The 16,941-nt window shown below is 62.7% G+C and carries 15 protein-coding genes; 3 read left to right on the top strand and 12 right to left on the bottom strand.

Annotated elements, in window-relative coordinates:
* Positions 1-39: 39 nt before the first annotated feature.
* From HFO99_RS08410 to HFO99_RS08375, 8 genes are all read right to left on the bottom strand, one after another.
* Positions 40-837: a lysophospholipid acyltransferase family protein gene (locus HFO99_RS08410; protein WP_222360510.1), complete on the bottom strand. Its 798-nt coding sequence runs from the start codon at positions 835-837 to the stop codon at positions 40-42.
* Between the two features lie 27 nt (positions 838-864).
* Positions 865-1,293, bottom strand: coding sequence for a Fur family transcriptional regulator (locus HFO99_RS08405; RefSeq protein ID WP_003544875.1), 429 nt, complete (start codon positions 1,291-1,293; stop codon positions 865-867).
* A gap of 82 nt (positions 1,294-1,375) precedes the next feature.
* Positions 1,376-1,876, bottom strand: a complete 501-nt coding sequence (locus tag HFO99_RS08400) for a GNAT family N-acetyltransferase (protein ID WP_222248323.1) — start codon at positions 1,874-1,876, stop codon at positions 1,376-1,378.
* The gene (gene tsaB / locus HFO99_RS08395; RefSeq protein WP_222360507.1) at positions 1,873-2,535 is read right to left on the bottom strand and encodes a tRNA (adenosine(37)-N6)-threonylcarbamoyltransferase complex dimerization subunit type 1 TsaB; all 663 of its coding nucleotides are present in this window, start codon (positions 2,533-2,535) and stop codon (positions 1,873-1,875) included. The genes HFO99_RS08400 and tsaB overlap by 4 nt, the downstream gene beginning before the upstream one ends.
* 88 nt (positions 2,536-2,623) lie before the next feature.
* Entirely contained in the window at positions 2,624-3,190 is a 567-nt protein-coding gene (locus HFO99_RS08390) for a NifU family protein (RefSeq protein ID WP_003544881.1), read from the bottom strand.
* Positions 3,191-3,399: 209 nt separating this feature from the next.
* The gene (locus tag HFO99_RS08385; protein WP_003544884.1) at positions 3,400-3,891 is read right to left on the bottom strand and encodes a universal stress protein; all 492 of its coding nucleotides are present in this window, start codon (positions 3,889-3,891) and stop codon (positions 3,400-3,402) included.
* A gap of 85 nt (positions 3,892-3,976) precedes the next feature.
* The gene (gene trpS, locus HFO99_RS08380; protein ID WP_222248319.1) at positions 3,977-5,041 is read right to left on the bottom strand and encodes a tryptophan--tRNA ligase; all 1,065 of its coding nucleotides are present in this window, start codon (positions 5,039-5,041) and stop codon (positions 3,977-3,979) included.
* A 130-nt stretch (positions 5,042-5,171) separates the two neighbouring features.
* The gene (locus HFO99_RS08375; RefSeq protein ID WP_222360504.1) at positions 5,172-5,570 is read right to left on the bottom strand and encodes a VOC family protein; all 399 of its coding nucleotides are present in this window, start codon (positions 5,568-5,570) and stop codon (positions 5,172-5,174) included.
* 188 nt (positions 5,571-5,758) lie between these two features.
* Between HFO99_RS08375 and HFO99_RS08370 the strand changes: the two genes are divergently transcribed.
* A complete protein-coding gene (locus tag HFO99_RS08370) occupies positions 5,759-6,187 on the top strand; it encodes a YcbK family protein (protein ID WP_222360503.1) in 429 nt (142 codons plus the stop codon).
* Positions 6,188-6,456: 269 nt separating this feature from the next.
* Entirely contained in the window at positions 6,457-6,813 is a 357-nt protein-coding gene (locus tag HFO99_RS08365; protein ID WP_222360499.1) for an endonuclease domain-containing protein, read from the top strand.
* Positions 6,814-6,815: 2 nt separating this feature from the next.
* Here the strand turns inward: HFO99_RS08365 and murJ are convergent, their stop codons facing one another.
* The 4 genes from murJ to mutS form a co-directional block, all read right to left on the bottom strand.
* Positions 6,816-8,393 (bottom strand): murein biosynthesis integral membrane protein MurJ, encoded by a 1,578-nt coding sequence (gene murJ / locus HFO99_RS08360; RefSeq protein WP_222360498.1) that lies wholly within the window; start codon positions 8,391-8,393, stop codon positions 6,816-6,818.
* Positions 8,394-8,417: 24 nt separating this feature from the next.
* Positions 8,418-11,324, bottom strand: a complete 2,907-nt coding sequence (locus HFO99_RS08355; protein ID WP_222345734.1) for a [protein-PII] uridylyltransferase — start codon at positions 11,322-11,324, stop codon at positions 8,418-8,420.
* A gap of 150 nt (positions 11,325-11,474) precedes the next feature.
* The gene (locus HFO99_RS08350) at positions 11,475-11,750 is read right to left on the bottom strand and encodes a hypothetical protein (RefSeq protein WP_003544896.1); all 276 of its coding nucleotides are present in this window, start codon (positions 11,748-11,750) and stop codon (positions 11,475-11,477) included.
* A gap of 9 nt (positions 11,751-11,759) precedes the next feature.
* Positions 11,760-14,486, bottom strand: a complete 2,727-nt coding sequence (gene mutS, locus HFO99_RS08345; RefSeq protein WP_222345735.1) for a DNA mismatch repair protein MutS — start codon at positions 14,484-14,486, stop codon at positions 11,760-11,762.
* 113 nt (positions 14,487-14,599) lie between these two features.
* On the opposite strand from mutS, the gene HFO99_RS08340 reads away from it, so the two are divergent.
* Positions 14,600-16,882: an NADP-dependent malic enzyme gene (locus tag HFO99_RS08340; RefSeq protein ID WP_222345736.1), complete on the top strand. Its 2,283-nt coding sequence runs from the start codon at positions 14,600-14,602 to the stop codon at positions 16,880-16,882.
* Positions 16,883-16,941 lie beyond the last annotated feature (59 nt).

Here is a 16,941-nt window from a genome sequence, read left to right as displayed (position 1 = left end):
TGCCGCCGGAGAAAATCGAAATCTTGTTTTAGTAGCCTGCTAGGAGATTTCTCGCCCGCGCAAGCGGCTGTTCAGGAGGTTGCGGATGCGCAAGGCGATCGTCGCGCTCACCTCCTTGCGGCTGGTCTCGGCGCGATAATCGACCGCCTCGCCGAAGGAAACCTCGGCGTCGATGGCGCCGCAGCGCACGATGTCGAGGAGGTGTGGCAGCAGCTCGATATCACCCGGCCAGGCGGCGAGCGGCCGGTGATAGCGCCCCATGGCGATGCCGTGCACCCTGGTATAGGCAACCGCCACCGGCTGCACCACGACGGTTCCCGTCGGCGAATAAGGCACCGCCATCGCCGCGGCGCCGAACAGCGAGGACTTGACCTCGAGCAACCGGTTGCCGTCCGAGGTCGTGCCTTCCGGGAAGAGCACGACGATCTCACCGTCTGCCATGCGCCCGGCGATCTCGTTTGCCTGATGACCGGTCTTGCGCCGCTCCTCGCGCACGACGAAGACGCTCTTCTGCAGCTTGGCGAGCGTGCCGAAGATCGGCCAGTCACGCACCTCGATCTTGGCGATGAAGACGACGTCGGCAACGGCCGACATCACCATGATATCCAACCAGGAGGAATGGTTGGAGCAGAGCATCAGCGGCCGGCGATCTTCCAGCTTGCCGCTCACGCGGACGCGGATGCCGAGGCAATAGCAGACGATCCGGTGCCAGACGCGCGGAAGTCGGCGCCGCAGCCGCCAGTCGAACCGCAGCGCCACCAACTGCAGCGGTATGAGCACGATGCTGACGGCAAGGATGATGACGGCGGCGAAGGCGATGCGCAGCCAGGCGATCAAATGCTGGTCTCCCGGGCGGCCATTGCTTCAGAGATCTTCTTTCTTCAGCGGGACGCCGTAGAGTTCCAGCCGGTGGTCGACCAGCCGGAAGCCGTGCTCGCGGGCGATGCGCTCCTGCAGCGCCTCGATCTCGGGCGAGCGGAATTCGATGACCGTGCCGGTCTTCAGGTCGATGAGATGGTCGTGGTGTTCTTCCGGCACCGTTTCGTAGCGCGAGCGCCCGTCGCGGAAGTCGTGGCGGGCGATAATGCCCGCATCCTCGAACAGTTTCACGGTGCGATAGACGGTCGAGATCGAGATCTTCGCATCGACTTTCACCGAGCGGCGGTAGAGTTCTTCGACGTCGGGATGGTCTTCCGAATCTTCCAGGATGCGCGCGATCACGCGGCGCTGCTCGGTCATGCGCATGCCGCGTTCGGTGCAAAGCTCCTCAAGGGTCTTGGCTACATCAGTCATCGCCGGCCTATAGGGATATTCGTGTTTCGACAACGCCGCACGGCATTTGCGCCGGCCTACATGTGATCTCGCTGCCAGGGAACTACCGAAGAACGCGCTTCATGACAAGCGCCGTGGAGAGGGCGCCGTTTTCTTGTTTGTAGTAACCCTGACGTTCGCCGACCTTTTCGAAGCTGAGCTTGCGGTAGAGGCCAAGCGCTGCGGTATTGCCGTTGTCGACTTCAAGAAACATGCTCTCGCCGCCGCGCGAGCGCGCTTCCCGCATCGCCGCCTGCATCAGCCGCCAACCAAGTCCGGCACGGGCGACCTTCGCCTGCACGGCAATCGTCAGGATCTCCGCCTCGCCGGCGACATGGCGGGCGAGAATGAACCCCGGAAGCGGCTTTTTCAGGATGGCATTGGTCTGGCGCGCGACGAAGCCGAAAACAGTATCCTGCATCAGCAGGCCGTGAAATTCACCGTCGCCCCAGGGCCGGGCGAACCGCTCGCCGTGCAGGGCGGCAACATCGCGGCAATCCTCGGGCTCCATGGCGATAATCTCGAATTCCGGTTTCAGCGTCAGATAGGCTTCCAGCATCGTCATACTCGTCGCGCAATCGCGTACCCGGCCTGCGGCTTGGCATCGGGTCCGCGCAGATAAAGGGGCTTCGGCTTTCCGGCATCGAGGGAGGCGGCAGCGCCCAGGCGCGCCACGACGCAGATCGGGAATCTGTTGGTGTGATCGCCGCCGGCGTCAGCCTTGAGGAGGGGCGTCGCCGAACCGGTAATCTCGCCGTCGAAGCCGGCGGCAAAAGCCTGCGCTTCTGCAACGCTGACCGCCCTTGGAGCGTCGAGGGACGAACCATCAGCTGCAAAGGACTGGAGGTAGATCTCGTCGCGCTTGGCATCCATCGCCGCCAGCACGGCGCGATGAGGCGTCTTGTCGCGCTGGGCTGATGCCATGACTTCGAGCGTCGTGACGCCGACGGCGGGAACATTGAGGGAGAGCGCAAAACCACGGGCTGCGGCAACGCCGACGCGAATACCGGTAAAGGACCCGGGACCGATGGTGACGGCTAGGCGGTCGATATGAGAAAGCGCCAGTCCCGCCTGATCGAGTGCGCGATCGACGATACCAATCAGATGTTCAGCATGCCCCTTGCCGATCATGTCCGATGCCTCCCCCAGCACCGTATTCCTGCCGCTGTCATAGACGGCGGCAGCGCAGTCCACACCTGCCGTGTCCAGCGCCAGAATGATCATGCCATCAATTTCCGAATAAACCAGTGTCGCCTATCGATAAATCCGTTCGGCCGAACCTGAGATGAACGGCCGGACGAATTCAAGATTTTTAAGCGGCAATCACTTCCTGCACTTCCGGAACGAAATGGCGCAGCAGGTTCTGCACGCCGTGCTTCAGCGTTGCCGTCGAAGACGGGCAGCCGGCGCAGGAACCCTTCATGTTCAGATAGACCTTGCCGTCCCTGAAGCCGCGGAAGGTGATGTCGCCGCCATCCTGGGCAACGGCCGGACGCACGCGGGTTTCCAGAAGCTCCTTGATGGTCAGGACGATCGATTCATCGCCTTCGTCGAAGAATTCGTCGCCGGCATCGGCGTCTTCGGAGAGGATGGAGGCATCGCCCATGACCGGCTTGCCGGACATGAAGTGCTCCATGATCGAGCCTAATATAGCCGGCTTAAGATGCTGCCAGTCGGCATTGTCCTTGGAGACCGAAATGAAATCATAGCCGAAATAGACGCCGGTGACGCCTGATATTTCGAACAGGCGGGCGGCGAGCGGCGAGGCTTGAGCCTCCTCAGTGCTGCGGAACTCGGCCGTGCCGTTTTCCATCACCACCTTGCCCGGCAGGAACTTCTGCGTGGCGGGGTTCGGCGTGGCTTCGGTCTGAATGAACATCTGGTTCTCCATGCGGCCGGCCCAGGGTCTCGGCCGTCTTTAGAATTCTTCAAAAGAAGATAGGCCGATTGACGGCTCTAATCAAGAGACTTGTACTCAAGAAATGCGGGGACGGGACGATTTCAGGCCCGGTCGGCCTGAAACTAGAATCCTGTTCTAACTTAACGAGTTAGCGCATGATGTCGTCCGAAAACCGCTCGCATGTTTCGTTAGCAGAGGGCGTCGATTTCCTCGTTGGTCAGCGTATCCGGCAGCACGGTGACCGGGATCGGAAACGCCGCCGCGCGACCGGCGACCGACGAGACCAGCGGCCCTGGACCTTCCTTCGCCGAACCGGCGGCCAGAACCAGGATCGCCACATCGCGGTCTTCCTCGATCACGGCGTTGATCTGCTCGGCAGCACCGCCCTCGCGGATGACGACCTCAGGCTCGATGCCGATGGTCTCGCGCACGATCTGGGCGATCTTGGCAACCACCGCCTCGGCCTCTTCGCGCGCTTCGGCCCGCATGATCTCTTCGACGCCGAGCCATTGTTGGAAATCCCCATCGGGGATCACGTAGAGCAGCACCAGCCCGCCATTGGAATTCTTCGCGCGCCGGCCGGCATAATGAACGGCGCGCTGGCATTCCGGTGTGCCGTCGATTACCGCCATGAATTTGCGGCGGTGACCTTCGAGCCGTGAGAGTCGCTTCGATACCATGGCGCGGACTCTGACACCCGAAGCGGAAAATTTGCAAGTCCAGTTTTTCCGCTTCCCCCCGCGACAGGGAGAAGGGGGATCACTCTCAATAGAGGAAGCCGATGACGTCGCGCACTTGGCGCATCGTCACCTCGGCACGCGCCCTTGCGCGCTCGCCACCCTTGCGCAGGATCGCGTCGATATGGCTGGTATCGTCCATCAGCCGGCGCATCTCGCCGGTGATCGGCGCGAGTACGTTGATCGCCAAATCGACCAGCGCCGGCTTGAAGACGGAGAATTGCTGGCCGCCGAATTCGGCAAGCACCTCCGCCTTCGACTTGTCGGCGAGTGCGGCATAGATCGCCACCAGATTGTCGGCTTCCGGACGGCCCTGCAGCCCGTCGATCTCGCTCGGCAAGCCGTCCGGATCGGTCTTGGCTTTGCGGATCTTCTTCGAGATCGCGTCCTCGTCGTCCATCAGGTTGATGCGCGAGAGGTCGGAAGGGTCCGACTTCGACATTTTCTTGGTGCCGTCGCGCAGCGACATGACACGCGGCGCCGGTCCGCCGATCAGCGGCTCGACCATCGGGAAATAGGCATGCACCGGCTCGTTGCCGACGGTGATGTCGACGCCGTAGCCGGTCCTGCTGATATGCTCGGCATAGTCGAGGTTGAACTTCATCGCGATGTCGCGGGCAAGCTCCAGATGCTGCTTCTGGTCCTCACCAACAGGCACATGGGTGGCGCGATAGACGAGAATGTCGGCAGCCATCAGGCTCGGATAGGCGTAAAGACCGAGCGAGGCCTGTTCACGGTCCTTGCCGGCCTTGTCCTTGAACTGCGTCATCCGGTTCATCCAGCCCATGCGGGCGACGCAGTTGAAGATCCAGGCGAGTTCGGCATGCTGCGGCACGGCCGACTGATTGAAGACGATATGCTTTTCCGGATCGATGCCGGCGGCGATGAAGGCAGCCGCGATCGAGCGCGTCTGGCTCGGCATGTCCTCGTGCACGAGTTGGGCGGTGAGCGCATGCATGTCGACGACGCAATAGATGCAGTCGTTGCCTTCCTGCAGCGCCACGAACCGGCGGATCGCGCCGAGATAATTGCCGAGATGCAGATTGCCGGTCGGCTGTACGCCGGAGAATACGAGTTTCTTGAATTCGTTCATGTTGTCCTCAATAGGCTGGTGGAGGGCCCACGCTGTCACAGTTTAAATTGCTGCAGAATGCAGCAGGGCTTTTCGCCCATATTGCTAACGCCGCGGCTTATGCACGGGCAATCGGTCGCAATCAAGGGGTTCAGGCGGCAGTGTGCTGGATCAGATCGAAAGTGTTGCCGTAGGGATCCGCAAAGACCGCCACCGTGCCGTAAACCTCGTGACGCGGCTCTTCCAGAAAGCGCACGCCGGCCGCCAGCATGGCGGCATGGTCGCGGGCGAAATCGTCGGTCTTCAGAAAGAAGCCGACACGCCCGCCGGTCTGATTGCCGATGGCCGCCCGCTGCGTCTCGTCTGCCGCCTGCGCCAGCAGAAAGGCGGCTCCATCCCCACCCCTCGGCTTCACCACCACCCAGCGCTTGCCCTCCGGCCGCGGCTCGTCCTGAAGGCAATCGAAACCGAGGCCGTCGCAATAGAAGGCCTTGGCGCGGTCGTAGTCGTCGACGACGAGAGTGACGAGGAAAAGAGACTGGGTCATCATGTGTTGCCTCGCGTTTGAGATGTCTATTCCAGTTTTGAGCTGGGATATCCCTGGCTTTAAGCCGAATTGATCAACCGTCTTACTCACAATGGAGTATAAAATTTCACAAAAAAGCTTTTTTTGAACTGAGAATCCGCCGCGTGGCACCGGCGCCGATGGGGTTGCTGCGATAGCCGATCGGAGGGACCATGCAGAACGCAACCTTGCTCGCCATGGCAGGCCTTTTTGCCCTACAATCAGCAACCGGTGCCGTCGGTCAAGACACGAAAAGCCATGCCGTTCATCTTCCAAAACATCAGGCACGTCTCGCCTACACGGTGCAGACCGTCAGCGTTCGTGCCGGCTGCTTTCCCGAGCGCCTGCGAGCGGTCCTGTCGTATATTGCTGCGAAGACCGGCCGCCGCCCGGTGATAACCTCGGGCCACAGGCCGCATCCCCGCCGCCACGGGTCCCTGCACGGGAAATGTCTGGCGGCCGATTTCAGAATGCCCGGCCTGTCGGAGCGCACGATCATATCAGCCGCTAGGAGCGCGCCGGGCATCGGCGGCATCGGCAGCTATTGCAACGGCATCATCCATGTCGACGTCGGACCGCAAAGGCGATGGGTCGATTGCTAGAGGATCCATCCGGCCGCCTCTTCCCATTCCGGCTTATCCTATCCCTTGCAGCCATCATGATATCGGCCAATTGACGCACCGAAACTCCCCTCACCAACAAAATCTAAGACTTAGCCTTCGGCTAAGATCTTGATTTTGTATCCTCTCCCGCAGGGGGAGAGGTATTTCGAGGCGAGCGCCGCGTCAACATCTTAGCTTCAGCTAAGTGTTAGAAATTGCAGGTGAGGGGATCATACCCTATCGTCGAGCGCGATGCAGGGAGGGACGCGATGCGCCACATGCCGCCGCCGGTCAATCGAAGCCGTGCCAAGGCGATGCGGAAGGATTCGACGCGCGCGGAAAATATGTTGTGGCAGGTCATTCGAGATCGGAAACTCGAAGGTTTCAAGTTCAGACGACAGGTGCCTCTGGGGCGCTACATTCTCGACTTTGTTTGCTTCGAAGCTAAGATCATTATCGAAGTCGACGACTCGCAGCACGCGGAGAACGCAGCCGACACAGTTCGCGACGATCATTTCAAGGCCGAAGGCTTCCGTACCCTTCGCTTTTGGAACGATGAAGTCGAAAACAGCCCCGATTTCGTCTGCGCTTCCATCCTGACGCAACTTCGAAATCGAGGCGAATAAGCTCACCCTTCCGTCTTCGCCGGCTTGCGGTTGAGATTGCGTCGGATCATGCCGAGATTTGCCCCGCCGACCAGGAAAGCGGCGGCGAAATAGATCAGCATCGCGATCGCAATCAGCAGTCCGAGCGTGCCGATCTTGGTGAGAAGCGGCGCGCCGGAGGCAAGCCAGGGCGCCCAGTGCTGTTTGAGGAAGACGATGGCAGCGCCCATGACGGCCGCAGCGACGATCAGCAGGGCGGTGCGCTTTGCCAGCGCCCATTCCCATGTCAGGTGGCCACGGCGCAAAAGCGTGATGAACAGCAGCACGGTGCTGATCCAGCCGGCAGTGGCTTCGGCAACCGCGATGCCGGGCGCGCCCATATAGGGGAAGAGGGTGAGCGCCGTGGCGCAGTTGGTCGCAACCGCGATGGCCGAAAAGCGCATCGGCGTCTTGGTGTCCTCGCGGGCATAGAAGCCGGGCTGCAGCGCCTTGATCAGCACGAAGGCCGGCAGGCCGATGCCGTAAATCGCCAGGATCGAGCCGACGACGGCGGTGTTTTCCTGATGGAAGGCGCCGCGCTCGTAGAGCACGCGGATGATCTCGTCGGACAGGATCCAGAGCGCGAAGGCGGCGGGGATCGTCAGGAACAGCACGAATTCGATCGAGCGGTTCTGCAGGTTTCCAGCCTCGCGCAGGTTGCCGCCCTTCAGCGAACGCGCCAGTTCCGGCAGAAGCACCACGCCGACGGCGACGCCGACGACGCCGAGCGGCAGCTGATAGATGCGGTCGGCATATTGCAGCGCTGCGATCGCGCCGTCACGGGACGACGCAATCGCCTGGCCGATCAGCTGGTTGATCTGGGTGATGCCGCCCGTCACCGCAGCCGGCACCGCCAGGATCAGCAGCCGCTTGACGTTCGCAGTCATCTTCGGGAAACGGAAGCCGATGCTCATGCCGGCCGCAAGCACGCCGACATAGACGACGACGAGCTGCAGGACGCCGGCGGCAAGAACGCCCCAGGAGAGATACCAGGCCGTCGCCAGCGGATCGGCGCCGGTATAAAGCGCATAAAACAGCGCCCCGATCATCACGACGTTGAGGAAGACCGGCGCGATGGCGGCGGCAAAGAAATGGTGCAGCGAATTCAGCATGCCGCTCATCATTGCCGTCAGCGACATGCACATCAGATAGGGAAACATCACCGCCGCCATGCGGATGGTGATCGAGAACTTGTCGGGATCATCGGCAAAACCCGGCGCGATGACGAAGCGCACCAAGAGCGGCATGGCAAGCTCCATCACGATGGTGATGAGGAGCAGCACCGAAAACAACACGCCGAAGACTTCTTCCGAAAAGCGCTTGGCGCCGTCCGTGCCGTTCGCCTCGATCTCCTTGGCAAAGAGCGGCACGAAGGCGGCGTTGAAGGCACCCTCGGCAAACAGCCGGCGGAAAAGGTTCGGAAAGCGGAAGGCGGCGTAGAAGACGTCGGCCATCGGTCCGGTGCCGAGGGCGGCGGCCATCAGCGTTTCGCGGGCGAAGCCGAAGATGCGGCTCCCGAGGGTTGCGCCGCCAACGGTCGCGAATTTCTTGACGAGGCTCATGCGTTTGGGCTCATGCGTGTTGGTTCATACGGGGGAACCGGCTTTCTTGTCGGTGGAGGGCGATGTCCGGGCGGTGGCGGCGGGCGCGATGATGCCGGAGGGCATGCGCTCGCGCAGTTCGTCCTCCTCCTCGGCCATGACGGCCTTCATCCGGGCGGTGATGTTGGCGCGCTTGCTGTCGCCGGATATTTTCTGGCCGACCAGATCGGTGACGTAGAAGGTGTCGATCACCTTCTCGCCGAAGGTGGTGATGCGGGCCGACTGGATGTCGAGCGACAGATCGGACAGCACGGCGGTGATCTCGGACAGCAGTCCCGGCCGGTCGAGGCATTCGACTTCGATGACGGTGAACTTGTTCGACAGGCTGTTGGTGATGTTGACCGACGGCGGAATGACGAAAGCCTTGCTTTTCTTGCGGTTGCGCGCGCGCGTGGCGATGACCTCGGGCAGCCGCTTGCGGCCGGACAGCACGTCCTCGATCATCCGTCCGATCGTCGCCGCCCGCCGCAGCTCGTCGGCATCGTCTGTAAATTCGCGGCTGACATGGATGGTGTCGAGCGCCCGCCCGTCCGATGTGGTGAAGATCTGGGCGTCGACGATGTTGGCGCCGGCCGCGGCACAGGCGCCGGCAATAACGGCGAGCAGCCGCGGATGGTCGGGCGACAGCACGGTGATCTCGGTAATCGCGTGGAAACTGTCGGTGCGCACCGTGGTGGCGAGCGCCTGGCCCGCTTTATCCGTCTGGCGGATGAAATGGGCGTGGCGGATCTGGTCCTCCAGCGGCACAGAGAGCAGATAGGGCTGGTAGTGCAGCTTGGCATAGGTGTTGCGGTCCTTCTGGCTCCAGTCCGCGAGTGCGGCCCGCAGCGCGTCGGCCGCGGCATTGGCCCGCTCCTTGCGGGAGACCTCCGAAAAGCCGCCGGCGAGCAGCAGCTCGGTTTCATAATAGAGCGTGCGCAGCAGCTGGCCCTTCCAGCCGTTCCACACACCCGGACCGACGGCGCGGATATCGCAGATCGTCAGGATCAAGAGCATCTTCAGCCGGTCGAGCGACTGCACGCGGTCGGCGAAATCGGTGATCGTCTTGCGGTCGGTGAGGTCGCGGGTCTGCGCCACCATCGACATGGTCAGATGTTCTTCGATCAGCCAGACGACGATCTCGGTCTGCTTTTGCGACAGGCCGAAGCGGGCGCAGAGCTTGCGGGCGACGCGGGCGCCGGCGATCGAATGATCCTCCTGCCGGCCCTTGGCGATGTCGTGGAGGAGAACGGCGACATACAGCGCCTCGCGATCCTCGATGCCGGGCATCAGCTTGTTGGCGAGCGGATGCAGATCCTCGGCGCGTCCCTTGTCGATCTCGGAGAGAATGTCGACCGTGCGGATCAGATGTTCGTCGACCGTATAGTGATGATACATGTTGAACTGCATCATCGCGACGATCTTGCCGAATTCCGGGATGAAACGGCCGAGCACGCCGGCCTCGTTCATCCGTCGCAGGATGAGCGCCGGATCACGTTTCGACGTCAGGATCGACATGAACAGGCGGTTCGCCTCATCGTTTTCCCGCAGGCTGCTGTCGATCAAGGCGAGGGAACGGGTGACGCGTTTCAGCGCGTCCGGATGGAATTCCAGCCCGTTGATGTCGGCGACATGGAAGAGCCGGATGATGTTGACCGGATCGCGCTTGAAGACCTCGGGGTCGGCGAGCGCGATACGGCCGCGGTCTTCGACGAATTCGACACTGCCGGCGATCTTGCGATTGCGATGGGTGAAGCGGCTGATGACGCCGGTCAGGCCCGGGATCGACTTCGCCTGCTGGTCTTCAAGCGCAGCGCAGAGGATGCGCGTGAGATCGCCGACATCCTTGGCGACAAGGAAATAGTGCTTCATGAAGCGCTCGACGGCCGAAAGGCCCGGGCGCGTATGATAGCCGAAGGCTTCGGCGATCTCGCGCTGGATGTCGAAGGACAGCCGCTCCTCGGCCTTGCCGGTCAGGAAGTGCATATGGCAGCGCACCGCCCAGAGAAAATCGTCCGCTTTCTCAAGCAGACGGTATTCGTGCTTGGACAGCACGCCGAGCTTGACCAGTTCCGCCTGGTCGCGCACGTGATAATAATATTTCGAGATCCAGAACAGCGTGTGCAGGTCGCGAAGCCCGCCCTTGCCTTCCTTGACGTTCGGTTCGACCAGATAACGTGTGTCGCCCGCCTTGCGGTGGCGTTCGTCGCGCTCGGCAAGCTTGGCGGCGATGAATTCGGGACCGGTGCCGGTGACGATTTCCTTGTCGAAGCGGGTCTCGAGCTCGGTTCCCAGCCGCTGCAGCCCGCAGATGTAGCGCATCTCCAGAATGGCGGTGCGGATCGTCATGTCGGACTTGGAAAGCGCAATGCATTCCTCCACCGTACGGGTGGCATGACCGACCTTGAAGCCCATGTCCCAGAGCACGTAGAGCATGAATTCGACCGCCTTGTGCGTCTCTTCCGCCGGCCGCGGCAGGAAGAGGAACAGCAGGTCGATATCCGAGCCGGGCGCCAGCGTGTCGCGGCCGTAGCCGCCGACGGCGGTCACCGCGAACTTGTTTTTCTGATGCGGAAAGATATGGGCGGTGGCGAAATTGTAGAGGACGGTGGTGATCTGGTCCTGCAGCCAGGAAATCCGGTAGGCGCAGTTCAGCCCGCCGCCGTCGGCCATCAGTGCCTCGCGCGCCTTTTGCCGGCCCTCCGTGCTCGCCTTCTTCAGCACGGCCAGAAGATCGGCGCGCAGGATGTCGGGCCGGTTGCGGTTGGCCTCGGCAACGGCGTCACACTGCTTCTGCAAGAGCTCGACGTCGAGGATACTGGAGAAATCGAGGTCGCGCATCGCTGTCGCCGGGGCGGTTTCCTGTTCATGCCGGACTGCCGGTTCACGGCCTGCCGCTGGTTTCGTCTGCATGCGCTATAGCCCCTTTGCCCGGCGATTGACACGGGCTTTGATACTGCAAGAACCTTTAAATTTGGCGAAATGGTGTTGGTTCGCTGCAAGAGGCAGGGCGCTTTGACGCAAGGCCGGCTTTCCCGAAATCCTTAGGCTTTCCCGAAATCCTCAGCCGGCGGCTCGCGCATTCAGCAAATGCAGCACCTGCCGTGTTTCGCGCATGATCTCCTCAAGCGCCTGCCTGTCGCATTCGCGATAGCCCGCCTTGGCGATCGACGTTCCGAGCTCTGAGATCACAGCGCAGCAGCGGGTGATTTTCAGCATGCCGATTGGCGACGTCCAGCCGCGCGCGTTGCGGTCCTTATCGGCGCGCCGCATCGTGTCGAGCATGGAGCAGATGAGCGAGAGGCGCTCGGTTTCGCGAACCAGTTTTTCCATGAACATGGCGCGCTCCTATTTCAGCTTCTTCTTGAGATCGTAAAGCGCATCCATTGCCTCGCGCGGCGTCATGTCGTCAAGGCTCATCGCCTTCAGCGCCTCCTCGACCTTGGAGGCCCCACGGACTGTTTCCTCGCGGCGCACCGCCACCTGGAAAAGCGGCAGGTCGTCGATCAGCTGGCTCGCCGGGTTCTTGCGGTCGGCATCCTCCAGACGGGTCAGCACGTCGCGGGCCCGCGCCACGACCGAGGCCGGAAGCCCGGCAAGGCGCGCGACCTGGATGCCGTAGGAGCGGTCCGCCGCACCTGGCCCGACTTCGTGCAGGAAGATGACGTCGCCGTCCCATTCCTTGACGCGCATCGTCGCGTTCGATAGCCGGCCAAGCTTTTCCGAAAGCACGGTCAGCTCGTGGAAATGCGTGGCGAACAGCCCGCGGCAGCGGTTGGCCTCATGCAGGTGCTCGACGGCGGCCCAGGCGATCGAAAGACCATCGAACGTGGCGGTGCCGCGGCCGATCTCGTCGAGGATGACGAGCGAACGGTCACTCGCCTGGTTGAGGATCGCCGCCGTTTCCACCATTTCGACCATGAAGGTCGAGCGCCCGCGCGCCAGGTCGTCGGAGGCGCCGACACGCGAGAAAAGCCGGTCGACGATGCCGATATGGGCCGATGTCGCCGGCACGAAGGATCCCATCTGAGCCAGGATTGATATCAGCGCGTTCTGGCGCAGGAAGGTCGACTTGCCGCCCATATTAGGGCCGGTCAGCAGCCAGATCGCGCCGTCCCGGTCGCCGGTCTTGGGCGAGAGATCGCAATGATTGGCGACGAAGGGACCCCCCGCCTGCCGCCGCAGCGCCTGCTCGACGACCGGATGGCGCCCGCCTTCGATGGCAAACATCTTCGAGCCGTCGACCTGCGGGCGGCAATAGGCCTGCTCCTCGGCGAGAAGCGCCAAGCCTGCGGCGACGTCGATGACGGCAAGCGCCCGGGCGCCCAATTTAATCGCCTCGGCTTCCGCAACGACGGCCGCCGTCATCCTGTCGAAGGCTTCGAGCTCGATGGTCAGCGCCTGGTCGGCGGCATTGGCGATGCGGCTTTCGAGGTCGGCAAGTTCGGTCGTGGTGAAGCGCATCGCGTTCGCCATCGTCTGGCGGTGGATGAAGCGGGCCTTCGCGTCCGCCGTCTCCGTCATCGGGGAGGCATTGCCGGCGGTGACTTCGATGAAATAACCAAGGACGTTGTTGTGCTTGATCTTCAGCGACCGGATGCCGGTCTCCTCGGCATATTGCAATTGCAGGCCCGCAATGACGCGGCGCGACTGGTCGCGTAGCGCCCGGACCTCGTCGAGCTCGGCGCTGGCGCCGGCGCGGAGAAAACCGCCATCGCGTTTCAACAGCGGCAATTCGTCGGCGAGCGTCTCGGCAAGCAGCTTCTCCACTGCCGCGGGAAGGGCCTGCAGCCCGGACAGCGCCTGACTGAGCTCTTCGGGCAGCATCGCCTTGCCGAGCATGGCCGCAACTCCGCCCGCCGCGTCAAGACCCTGGCGGATCGCCCAGAGATCGCGCGGGCCGCCGCGATCGAGCGCCAGGCGAGACAGCGCGCGCGGCATGTCGGGCACATGTTTCAGCGTGTCGCGCAGATTGCCGCAGAGCAGGGGCTCGTCGATCAGGAAGCCGATCGAGTCGAGCCGCGCATTGATGCGGGCGGGATCGGTCAGCGGCGACATCAGCCGTTCGGCGAGAAGCCTGGCGCCGCCGCCGGTGACAGTGCGGTCGATCGCCTTCAGCAGCGAACCGTTGCGATCGCCGGAAAGCGTGCGGGCAAGCTCGAGATTGGCGCGGGTAGCGGGGTCGATGAACAGCGTCGAGGCGGCACTTTCCCGTTCCGGCTTTCCAAGCGGCGGCCGCTCGGCAATCTGCGTCTTTTCGACATAGGCGACGGCGGCAGCCGCCGCCGCAAGCTCGGCGCGCGAAAAGGTGCCGAAGCCGTCGAGCGTCGCGACGCCGAAATACCGAGCGATCCGGCCTTCGGCGCTGGCGCTGTCGAAGAGCACGGCCGGCTGCGGCACCGCTGTCCGGCCGAGCACGTCGAAGACCGGCTTGAGTTCGGGATCGTGGAAGATGGTGTCGGGCAGGATAAGTTCGCGCGGATCGATGCGCAGGATATCGGCAAGCAGGCGCGAGGCTTCGGTCTCGGCAAGCCGGAAGACGCCGGTGGAAATATCGATCCAGGCAAGCGCCAGCAGGGCCTCGCCGCTGGCGCGAATGCGGGTCAGCGCCATCAGATAGTTGGATTCCGAGGGCGAAAGCAGCTTTTCCTCGGTGATCGTTCCGGGAGTGACGAGGCGGACGACGTCGCGCCTGACGACGGATTTCGCGCCGCGTTTTTTTGCTTCCGCCGGATCCTCGATCTGCTCGCAGACGGCGACGCGGAAGCCGAGCGAAATCAGCTTCTGCAGATAGTCGTCGGCCGCATGCACCGGAACGCCGCACATGGGGATATCCTGGCCCATGTGCTGGCCGCGCTTGGTCAGCGTGATACCGAGCGCGCGTGAGGCTTCCAGCGCATCCTCGAAGAACAGCTCATAGAAATCGCCCATCCGATAGAAGAGCAGCGAACCCGGATTGTTCGCCTTGATCTCGATAAATTGCTCAATCATCGGCGTCGCCGAGGCACGGCTTTCCGCCGTGGCGAGCTCGGCCGCCGAAAAGGCTTCATTTCCTGTGTCTATTCGTGCGTTCACGGAGGTGGAGTTTTTCCCAAAAAAACAGGTGCCAACCCTATCCGCGCGCCGCTATAGATGACAACAGCATTTGAGGAAGAGCAAAGCGTCGCCCACAGGACGTTGGAGGATTTATGCCCGATATCGATAAGAAGGACCGGCCGGTGACCTCGGTTACCGACCAGGAGGCGCTCGATTTTCACGCAATGGGCCGGCCCGGCAAGCTGGAGATCAACCCGACCAAGCCGATGGCGACGCAGCGCGACCTCTCGCTTGCCTATTCGCCGGGCGTTGCCGTGCCCGTCAAGGCGATCGCCGCCGATCCGCAAACCGCCTATGATTACACGGCGCGCGGCAATATGGTTGCCGTTATTTCCAACGGCACGGCAATCCTCGGTCTCGGCAATCTCGGCGCGCTGGCTTCGAAGCCCGTCATGGAAGGCAAGGCGGTGCTGTTCAAGCGCTTCGCCGACGTTGATTCCATCGACCTCGAGATCGATACGGAAAATGTCGACGAGTTCATCAACTGCGTGCGCTTCCTCGGTCCTTCCTTCGGCGGCATCAACCTTGAGGATATCAAGGCTCCGGATTGTTTCGTCATCGAAAGCCGGCTGCGCGAACTGATGGACATTCCCGTCTTCCATGACGACCAGCATGGAACGGCAATCATTGCCGCTGCCGGCCTGATCAATGCGCTGGAGCTGACCGGCCGCGACCTGAAGACGACGAAGCTCGTCTGCAACGGCGCGGGTGCTGCGGCGATCGCCTGCGTCGAACTCATCAAGGCGATGGGTTTTGCGCCTGAAAACGTCATCCTCTGCGACACCAAGGGCGTCATCTACCAGGGCCGCACCGAGGGCATGAACCAATGGAAATCGGCGCATGCGGCAAAAACCGACACGCGCACGCTGGAAGAGGCGATGAAGGGTGCCGACGTCATTTTCGGCCTGTCGCAGAAGGGCGCGTTTTCGGCCAAGATGATCCGCTCGATGGCGGAGCGGCCGATCATCTTCGCCATGGCCAACCCCGATCCCGAGATCACGCCGGAAGAGGTGGCCCGTATCCGCGACGACGCCATCATGGCGACGGGCCGTTCGGACTATCCGAACCAGGTCAACAACGTCCTCGGCTTTCCCTATATTTTCCGCGGCGCTCTCGATGTCCGCGCCTCCACAATCAACGATGCGATGAAGATCGCCGCCGTCAACGCGCTGGCAAACCTTGCCCGCGAGGATGTGCCCGATGACGTTGTCGCCGCCTATCAGGGCAACCGGCCGCGTTTCGGCTCGCAATACATCATCCCCGTTCCCTTTGATCCGCGCCTGATCTCGGCAATCCCGGTGGCGGTCGCGCAAGCCGCGATCGAAAGCGGCGTCGCCCGCAAGGTCATCACCGACATGGAGGGTTATGCCCGCGAGCTTTCGGCGCGCCGCGATCCGATCGCCTCGACGCTTGCCAGCCTTTACGAGCGCGTCCGCCGTCGTCCGAAGCGGATCGTCTTTGCCGAGGCCGAGGAAGAGCAGGTCCTGCGCGCCGCCATGTCCTACGCCAACCAGCAGCTCGGCACCGCCATCCTGCTCGGCCGCGAGGATCTGATCCGGGCGACGGCGGAACGCGCCGGCATCGATCTCAACCGGCCCGGTCTCGAAATCGTCAATGCCCGGCTTTCGACCCGGGTCGAGGCCTATATCGACTATCTCTATGCCCGGCTGCAGCGGCACGGTTATCTCCACCGCGACGCCCAGCGGCTGATCCATAACGACCGCAACCACTTCGCCGCCACCATGGTGGCGCTCGGCGATGCCGACGGCATGGTGACGGGCATCACCCGAAACTACTCGACGGCGCTCGAAGATGTGCGCCGCTGCATCGACGAGAAGCCAGGCCACCGCGTCATCGGCGTGTCGCTGGCGCTCTGCCGCGGCCGCACAGTCTTCGTCGCCGATACCGCGGTGCACGACATGCCGACGGCCGTAGAGCTTGCCGATATCGCCGAAGAGGCCGCCGGTCTGGCGCGACGCATGGGTTATCCGCCGCGTGTCGCCATGCTGGCCTATTCCACCTTCGGCCATCCCTCGGGTGAACGCTCCGAGCGGGTGCGCGAGGCGGTGAAGATCCTCGACAAGCGCCGCGTCGATTTCGAATATGACGGCGAGATGGCGGCCGACGTCGCCCTGAACCGCAAGGTTATGGAGCAATACCCCTTCTGCCGGCTCTCCGGGCCGGCAAACGTGCTCGTCATGCCGGCTTTCCACTCGGCCTCGATCTCGACCAAGATGCTGCAGGAGCTCGGCGGTTCCACGGTGATCGGCCCGATCCTCGTCGGCCTCGACAAGCCGGTGCAGATCACCTCGATGGGCGCCAAGGACAGCGACATCGTCAACATGGCGGCGATCGCCGCCTACTGGGGGTCGTAAACTCGCTTGCGTTTCTGAGACGCCTTCCGGTGCTCGGCCGACAGCGCGTCGGCCGGGCA

It is taken from the genome of Rhizobium leguminosarum, assembly GCF_019798305.1.
GTDB classification, from domain to species: domain Bacteria; phylum Pseudomonadota; class Alphaproteobacteria; order Rhizobiales; family Rhizobiaceae; genus Rhizobium; species Rhizobium leguminosarum_U.
The sequence above is the reverse complement of the archived record's forward strand: the minus strand, read 5'-3'. Positions and strand labels throughout refer to the sequence as shown.

Excerpts from the sequence above, each read along its gene's own strand:
- HFO99_RS08405 (WP_003544875.1), bottom strand. The coding sequence starts at position 1,293 with ATGACTGATGTAGCCAAGACCCTTGAGGAGCTTTGCACCGAACGCGGC.
- HFO99_RS08400 (WP_222248323.1), bottom strand. The coding sequence starts at position 1,876 with ATGACGATGCTGGAAGCCTATCTGACGCTGAAACCGGAATTCGAGATT.
- tsaB (WP_222360507.1), bottom strand. The coding sequence starts at position 2,535 with ATGATCATTCTGGCGCTGGACACGGCAGGTGTGGACTGCGCTGCCGCC.
- HFO99_RS08390 (WP_003544881.1), bottom strand. The coding sequence starts at position 3,190 with ATGTTCATTCAGACCGAAGCCACGCCGAACCCCGCCACGCAGAAGTTC.
- HFO99_RS08385 (WP_003544884.1), bottom strand. The coding sequence starts at position 3,891 with ATGGTATCGAAGCGACTCTCACGGCTCGAAGGTCACCGCCGCAAATTC.
- trpS (WP_222248319.1), bottom strand. The coding sequence starts at position 5,041 with ATGAACGAATTCAAGAAACTCGTATTCTCCGGCGTACAGCCGACCGGC.
- HFO99_RS08375 (WP_222360504.1), bottom strand. The coding sequence starts at position 5,570 with ATGATGACCCAGTCTCTTTTCCTCGTCACTCTCGTCGTCGACGACTAC.
- HFO99_RS08370 (WP_222360503.1), top strand. The coding sequence starts at position 5,759 with ATGCAGAACGCAACCTTGCTCGCCATGGCAGGCCTTTTTGCCCTACAA.
- HFO99_RS08365 (WP_222360499.1), top strand. The coding sequence starts at position 6,457 with ATGCGCCACATGCCGCCGCCGGTCAATCGAAGCCGTGCCAAGGCGATG.
- murJ (WP_222360498.1), bottom strand. The coding sequence starts at position 8,393 with ATGAGCCTCGTCAAGAAATTCGCGACCGTTGGCGGCGCAACCCTCGGG.
- HFO99_RS08355 (WP_222345734.1), bottom strand. The coding sequence starts at position 11,324 with ATGCAGACGAAACCAGCGGCAGGCCGTGAACCGGCAGTCCGGCATGAA.
- HFO99_RS08350 (WP_003544896.1), bottom strand. The coding sequence starts at position 11,750 with ATGTTCATGGAAAAACTGGTTCGCGAAACCGAGCGCCTCTCGCTCATC.
- HFO99_RS08340 (WP_222345736.1), top strand. The coding sequence starts at position 14,600 with ATGCCCGATATCGATAAGAAGGACCGGCCGGTGACCTCGGTTACCGAC.